The sequence below is a fragment of the Halococcus salifodinae DSM 8989 genome, assembly GCF_000336935.1.
Lineage (GTDB): Archaea > Halobacteriota > Halobacteria > Halobacteriales > Halococcaceae > Halococcus > Halococcus salifodinae.
Map to the genome: position 1 here is coordinate 344,059 of NZ_AOME01000070.1, position 6,222 is coordinate 350,280.

Annotated in this window: 8 protein-coding genes; 6 read left to right on the top strand and 2 right to left on the bottom strand. The window is 65.3% G+C overall.

Annotated features, from left to right (window positions below; translation table 11 throughout):
- Positions 1-50 precede the first annotated feature (50 nt).
- Complete coding sequence (locus C450_RS14340; protein WP_005044592.1) at positions 51-233, top strand: DUF7573 domain-containing protein; 183 nt, start codon at positions 51-53, stop codon at positions 231-233.
- A 176-nt stretch (positions 234-409) separates the two neighbouring features.
- Here C450_RS14340 and C450_RS14345 read toward each other — a convergent pair whose 3' ends face one another.
- The gene (locus C450_RS14345) at positions 410-808 is read right to left on the bottom strand and encodes a MaoC/PaaZ C-terminal domain-containing protein (protein ID WP_005044593.1); all 399 of its coding nucleotides are present in this window, start codon (positions 806-808) and stop codon (positions 410-412) included.
- A gap of 132 nt (positions 809-940) precedes the next feature.
- Here C450_RS14345 and C450_RS14350 point away from each other — a divergent pair, with 132 nt between their 5' ends.
- The 4 genes from C450_RS14350 to C450_RS14365 all read left to right on the top strand — a co-directional run bounded on the left by C450_RS14350 (position 941) and on the right by C450_RS14365 (position 4,328).
- Positions 941-1,357: a hypothetical protein gene (locus C450_RS14350; protein ID WP_005044594.1), complete on the top strand. Its 417-nt coding sequence runs from the start codon at positions 941-943 to the stop codon at positions 1,355-1,357.
- On the top strand, positions 1,354-1,563 hold the full coding sequence (locus tag C450_RS14355) for a helix-turn-helix transcriptional regulator (RefSeq protein ID WP_005044595.1): 210 nt from the start codon (positions 1,354-1,356) through the stop codon (positions 1,561-1,563). Before C450_RS14350 ends, C450_RS14355 begins: the two co-directional genes overlap by 4 nt.
- Before the next feature lie 229 nt (positions 1,564-1,792).
- The gene (locus tag C450_RS14360; protein WP_049910258.1) at positions 1,793-2,587 is read left to right on the top strand and encodes an ABC transporter ATP-binding protein; all 795 of its coding nucleotides are present in this window, start codon (positions 1,793-1,795) and stop codon (positions 2,585-2,587) included.
- Positions 2,580-4,328, top strand: a complete 1,749-nt coding sequence (locus tag C450_RS14365) for a hypothetical protein (RefSeq protein WP_005044597.1) — start codon at positions 2,580-2,582, stop codon at positions 4,326-4,328. Before C450_RS14360 ends, C450_RS14365 begins: the two co-directional genes overlap by 8 nt.
- A gap of 165 nt (positions 4,329-4,493) precedes the next feature.
- Here C450_RS14365 and C450_RS14370 read toward each other — a convergent pair whose 3' ends face one another.
- Complete coding sequence (locus C450_RS14370) at positions 4,494-5,546, bottom strand: hypothetical protein (protein WP_005044598.1); 1,053 nt, start codon at positions 5,544-5,546, stop codon at positions 4,494-4,496.
- A gap of 165 nt (positions 5,547-5,711) precedes the next feature.
- Here C450_RS14370 and C450_RS14375 point away from each other — a divergent pair.
- Positions 5,712-6,222 (top strand): ferritin-like domain-containing protein (locus C450_RS14375; RefSeq protein WP_005044599.1); only part of this gene is annotated, 511 nt, incomplete at its 3' end.

Genomic DNA, 6,222 nt, shown 5'->3' on the forward strand with positions numbered 1-6,222 from the left:
TGTGCGTATCCGTCCACCACAGTCAAGCCGTCGGCGCGCTCACTGGGCGTATGGTCGATGACACCGAACCGAGCGACGTCGCGGAAGCCGACCCGCCCGGCGGTGATGGGGAAGCCCTCCAGTCGACGTACGCGTGGTCACCGGACGCGTCCTGCGGCGAGTGTGGTGCGACAATCGCGGCGCGCTGGCGTGACGGTGAGAACCTGGTCTGCGACGCGTGCAAGTCGTGGTGACGACCGATCCGGACGGTTCGGCTTGGATGATGGACGGTTCGACCATTCGCGCCCGACTCGTGTGACAGCCATGTCGAGAGTAGTCGGCGTTCACGAGTACACTCTCGACGACATCGGTCCTGTGGCGTTCAAGCGCGTAGAGCGGTGAGCACGCTCCGAGCAGCGAAACTCGATTGCTACCGCTCGTCCTTCCAGATCAGCCCCTCGAACCCCGATCGCATCACGGTGGTCCCGTCCTCGTCGTGACAATCTACCGAACACGCGAGCTCGTAGCGGTCGTCACGCTCGGTGACTGTTGTGACTGTCACCTCGCAGGTGATCGTCTCGTCGGTGTAGACCGGTTTGCGGAACTCGAACTCCATCGTCCGCGCGAGGACACCGAGATCGCCGCCGATCTTGGTCGGAAGCGTCGCAGTGAGCAGCCCCTGGACGACGAGTCGTCCCTCGTCGTCGGGTTCGGTGTGGATCGCCTGGCGATCGCCGGAGACCTCGCCGAAGCGCTCGACGTCCTCGTGGGTGAACGTCCGCTCGAACGTGTGGACGTCACCTTCCTCGGGTCGCGCTGTCGCTGTCATCGACCGGCATAAATCCCGCGCCGTGATATACTATCGGTCGAGACCGGACTGATTCCCCAGTCGTTCCGGTGTCGAAACGACAGCCAGTGTAAAGCTTCTTTTACAGCAAGGTTCTCCCTCTCTGTATCGATCATGTCACGGTCGAACTCGTCCGGGCGAGACAGACTCTCGAAACGGCGTCGGTACCGACGGCTGAGCTTCGGCTGTGCGATCGCTGGAACGCTGGGGTTCGTCGCCGCAGCCAACGTCGGCTATCCGTTGGTCGGCGTCGGACTGTACTGGCTCGGATTTCTCGCGTTCGTCGGCGTCTGGCGTGGCACCGCCGTGACGCTGTTCGACGAGCGCGATACAGCACACGAGCGGCGGGCGAGCCACATCACGCTCACTGTGATCGCCGTCACGGGGATCGCTGGCTGGCCGGCGTTGCTGGTGCTCGAAGAAACGGGCTACTACACGATCCCGCCGGTGCTCGAAGGAGCGTTGTTCGGCTACTCGGCACTGTTCGGGTTGTTCGGGATCGCCTATCTCTGGGTCCGGTACCGACCATGAAAAACGACATCCGCCAACGGCGCAACGTCGATGATCTGAGCCAGGCCGATCTCGCGGCGGCGGTCGGCGTCAGCCGCCAGACGATCAACGCCATCGAGCGCGAGCGCTACGACCCCTCGATCGAGTTGGCGTTCGAACTCGCTTGTCACTTCGACTGTCGGATCGAGGACCTCTTCGATCCCGAACTCGACGGTAGCGAACAGTAACGTCCCACCCGTCGTCGTGTTCTCTTGACGATGGTTGTCTCCCACCGACAGATTCAAGTGGGTGTGTAAAACATGCTTTACTGTAAAGTATGCTTTACGGAAAGCCCATTTGACACAGAGCCATGCCACGACAGACTCACTTCGACACGACACGCGACGACCGTCCCCGACGCCCACACCGACCATGACGGCCGAGTGTACCACCGAGAGGTCTCGAACGGAGGGGACGATGAGCGATCCCGCCATCGTCGCCAAGGGGCTCACGAAGCGGTACGGCGACGACCCCGCAGTCGAGGAGCTGTCGCTCACGATCCCTTCGGGAACCGTCTACGGCTTTCTCGGCCCGAACGGGGCCGGCAAGACCACTACGATGCGGCTGTTGACGACGCTCACCGAGCCGACCGCGGGGACGGCCACGGTGGCCGGTGTGCCGATCACCGATCGACCAGCGCTCACCGAGCGGATCGGCTATCTCCCGGCGGAGCCGCCGGTGTTCGACGAGCTCACGGGGTGGGAGCAGCTCAGACACGTCGCCAGACTCCACGGAATCCCCGACCAGCAAGCCGACGAACGGATCGAGGAGTTACTGGATCGGTTCGACCTACTCACAGACGCCGACCGGCGGATCGAGGGCTATTCGACGGGGATGACAAAGAAGGTCGGCATCATCGCCACGCTGCTCCACGATCCGGCGGTCGTGTTGCTCGACGAACCCACATCGGGGCTCGATCCGCGGGCCGCCCGCACGGTCAGAGAGACGATCGCCGACCTCGTCACCCGGGAGATGACGGTGTTCCTCTCGACGCACGTCCTGTCGGTGGTCGACGAGCTCGCCGACACGGTCGGCGTGATCGACGACGGCCAGCTCGTCGCCGAGGGACCGCCCGACGAGCTGAAAGCCCGAGCTCAGAAGGGAGCGGCGTCGGATCTCGAAGCCGCGTTCCTCGACATCACCGCTGCGGACGGTGCGGACGCCGACGGCACCGACGAGAGGGCCACCGCGACTGGAACCACGGATGACTGAGGAGTCGTCGCCGGCGCGTGAGCGTCGCCAGGATGTGGAGACGAGCACCGCCGAACCGCCGGCCACCGCCAGCGGTCGGCATGCTGACGGTCTCTCGACCCTGACCGCTGGCGTCGAACTCGCTCGGATCGAGCTGCGGCGCGGCTATCGCTGGCTCCGGGGTCAGGATTTCTGGCTCTTGTACATGGCGGTGTCGGCACTCGGTCTCCTGTTCGGGAGCTGGGTGGCGTTCGACACTACCCGCAGTATCGGGACGGCCCTGGTCGCTGGCGAGTCGCCACCGCTATCGCTGGCGACGGTCGGGATCGCGTGGAGCGTTCTCTGGCTGTTTCTGACCGCCACTCTCGCCGTCGACGCTCTCGGATCGAACGGCGGCCTCGCCAACGACGGTCACTACCTCACGATCAGACCGGCGGTCGATGTCGTCGTCGGGAAGCTCCTCGCCGCAGCGGCCAAGTTCGCGGTACTCGTGTTCGTTCTCCCGCTCGCAGCCACGCTCGGTCTGGCCGTCGGTACCGGCACCCCGCTCCCGCTCGTCGGTGGGTTCGCCGCCACCGCCGTCGCCATTGTGACCGCGACCGCAGCCGGCTATCCGATCGGGCTGGCAGCGAAGGGCGTTGTTCATCGGTCCGAACGGCTCTCTCGGTTCAAACCGATTCTCGGAGCCGGAATCGGCGTTAGCTACCTGATCGTGATGGTCTCCGGCGAGGTCGTGACCGTCATCGAGTGGATCACACCCGTGCTGCGAGCACCACCGCTCGGCTGGCTCGGCGACCTCGCGCTGTCGACGACTGTCGGCGCGGGTGCGTCCGGCGTGGGTGCCGTCGCCGTGATCCTCGTTGGGGGTGTCGCCGCCGTCGCCGGCACGCGCTCGACCGTCGTCGCCGCGCGCTACGCGTGGCGCGCCGATCGCGCACGGCCGACCGAGGACGACGCGGATGCGGCTGCCGTCGCTCCAGAGCACCGCATCGATCGGCTGCTCCGTACCGTCTGCCGGCGACCGGCGACGCTCGGTATCGCCAGCACGGCGCTCGTTCGGGCCTACCGATCGCCGCTCCAGCTGGTCTTCGTCGCGTTCCCGCTGGTGGCCGCGATCCCGCTCGGCGAGTCGCTGCTGGCGACCGGCACGCTTCCGTGGTACGCCCCGTGGGCCGTGATCTGGTACGGCGCGTGGGCCGCCGGCGCTGCCGTCCCGCTGAACCCGCTGGGCAATCAGGGCGCGACGCTGCCGACGCTGTTGAGTGCCCCGGCCGGCGGCCGATCGGTCGTCCACGGTCACGTCGTGGCCGTCCTCCCGATTGCGCCGGTGATCGCCGGACTCGCGGTCGGCGTCGGCGTTCTCGCCGGCGAGTCAGGGGTGGCGCTCGCGGTGCTCGCGGCCAGCAGTGTGGCCGCCGTCGTCGCCGCGGCCGTTCTCGCGGCAGGTATCGGTGCAGTGTTCCCGCGGTTCGCGGCGGTCGACTTCGCCGGCGCGCGGCGAGCGGTCCCACCCAGCAAAGTCGCCTACGGCGTCTTCTCTCAGGCGCTTACTCTCGCAGTGGTTGCAGGGGCCGTCGTGATCGATGACGTCGTTCGCGAACTCGGGACGGTCGTACTGTCGGCGTGGCTCCCCTTCGGACTGACCGTGAGCGTCGACACGCTGACGACGGGAAGCTGGATCGTTCTCGGGTGCGTTGCGGTTGCGGTGCCGATCGCGTACCGTGTCGCGGTCCGGCGCATCGACGGGTACCGGCTGGACTGACCGACGCTCCCGTTTCGAACGACGGTCGCGAGAAGAACTCGGAGCGGCACCTCGCTCGTATCTACACCTTGTCGCCAGAGCCACTTAAACAACGAGCGCACAACGACGACAGAAACGTCTCACAGCCTCGCCGGTGAGGTGTGGACGACTCCCCGTTAGGCCGAATCAGTCCTCGGACTCCGCTTCGGTCACGGATCCCTCGCCGAAAACGTTCGAAATCCGGCCGCGCCACGCGTCGATCTCCTCGATCTCGTCGCGGAGGTCGTCGATCCACGCCTGTGTCTCCTCGATTTCGGCTTGCACATCGGCGATCCCTTTGTCGAGCGCATCGATGTCGGTCGCGTTTTCCTCGGTGCGGTCGGCGAGGTCGTCGACATCGGCTGCCGTTTCGTCCAGCCGGTCGTCGATCCCGTCGATCTCGGCCGCGTTCTCATCAGTATGGTCGACAACACTCTCGATCTCGGTTGCGTTCTCCGCTGTGCGCTCGGTGACCCTCTCGATCTCCGTCGTGTTCTCGTCGGTACGGTCGGCGAGGTCGTCGATCTCGGTCTCGATCGTATCGAGCCGGTCGGAGAGGTCCTCGATCGCCTCGTGGCCCGTCCCGTGATCGTCGATGAACGCTTCGAGCGCGTCGGTGTAAGCCTCCAGATCGCTGATCCGCGACTGGAGATGTGAGAGACGGACCGTTTCGCTGTCCTGTTGGCCGAACTCCTCGGTGAGCAGTTCGCGGTCGGCCGACGAGAGATCGTCGTTGCGGAGTTCTGCCGCGAGCGCCGCGCCGACGCCGTTCGCTCCGGCTGTCGTTGCTGTCGCCGCTTTCTCGGACGGTTCGGTGTCGTCGTGGTCGGCTTCGGGAGTGTCGGCGCTCGTGACGTCGAGCACTGGATCGATCACGAACTGTTCGGGATCGAGGTCGGCATTGCGGACGCCGTAGACTGTTTGATACTCCTCACCCGGGGCGAGTCGTCGTTCGAACACGGCGTAGCCGTCCTCGATCGACCAGTGATCCCCGCCGTAGTCAGGATTAAATCCGATGTCGTCGAGCACGACGTCGTCGGGGGCCGCATCCACCATCCTGACCACCGCCGTGTCGTCGCGTTCGGAAATGAAATCGAACGTGACTGCCGGGACGGGAAACTCGTCGGTTGCCGTGGCTTTCCGGACGGTGATCCCATCCGACGCGACAGCCACTTCGGAGGGCGTGTCTGTATCGCTCATAGCTACGCAATCGGACACTTGCACATAAATCTTCACTGGTGAGAGCACCGTTCGAGACATCGATCGATGTCGACGCCAGCAACCGCACACCATCAACAGTCGATCGGGTCGTTTTGGAAGAGATTTTGGCATAGGTTTTTGGAGGCTACCGTAGAAGTCATTCACATGACCGATCCATCGGCACGAACCGACGGCGGACGCTCACGGCGAGGGTTCATGAGTGATGCGGCGCTTGCGGGTGCCGGAGCACTCGCGCTTTCGGCCACCAGTGGCGTGGCAGCGGGCAATGACGGCAGCAGCGACGTCGATTCGTCGCCGAGCGACGTGGAGGTGTTGAACTACGCGCTGGCGCTGGAACACCTCGAAGCAGCGTACTACAACGACTTCCTCGCGGAATACACCGAAAGCGAGGTCGAGCGCTCGGCGGTGGCGGAGTACTTCGCGCGGCCGACGCTTCAATATTCGACCTACCAGCAGATCCAGGACGTGCGGGACCACGAGGAGGCTCACGTCGACGCCTTGCGCCAGACGATCACCGATCTCGGCGGGACACCGGTCGAACCCGCCGCCTACGAGTTCTCGTACGGTTCCATCGCGGAGTTCGTGGCGATCGCCGATCGGCTCGAAGCCGTCGGGGTGTCGGCGTACGCGGGCGCAGCACCGCTGATCGACAGCG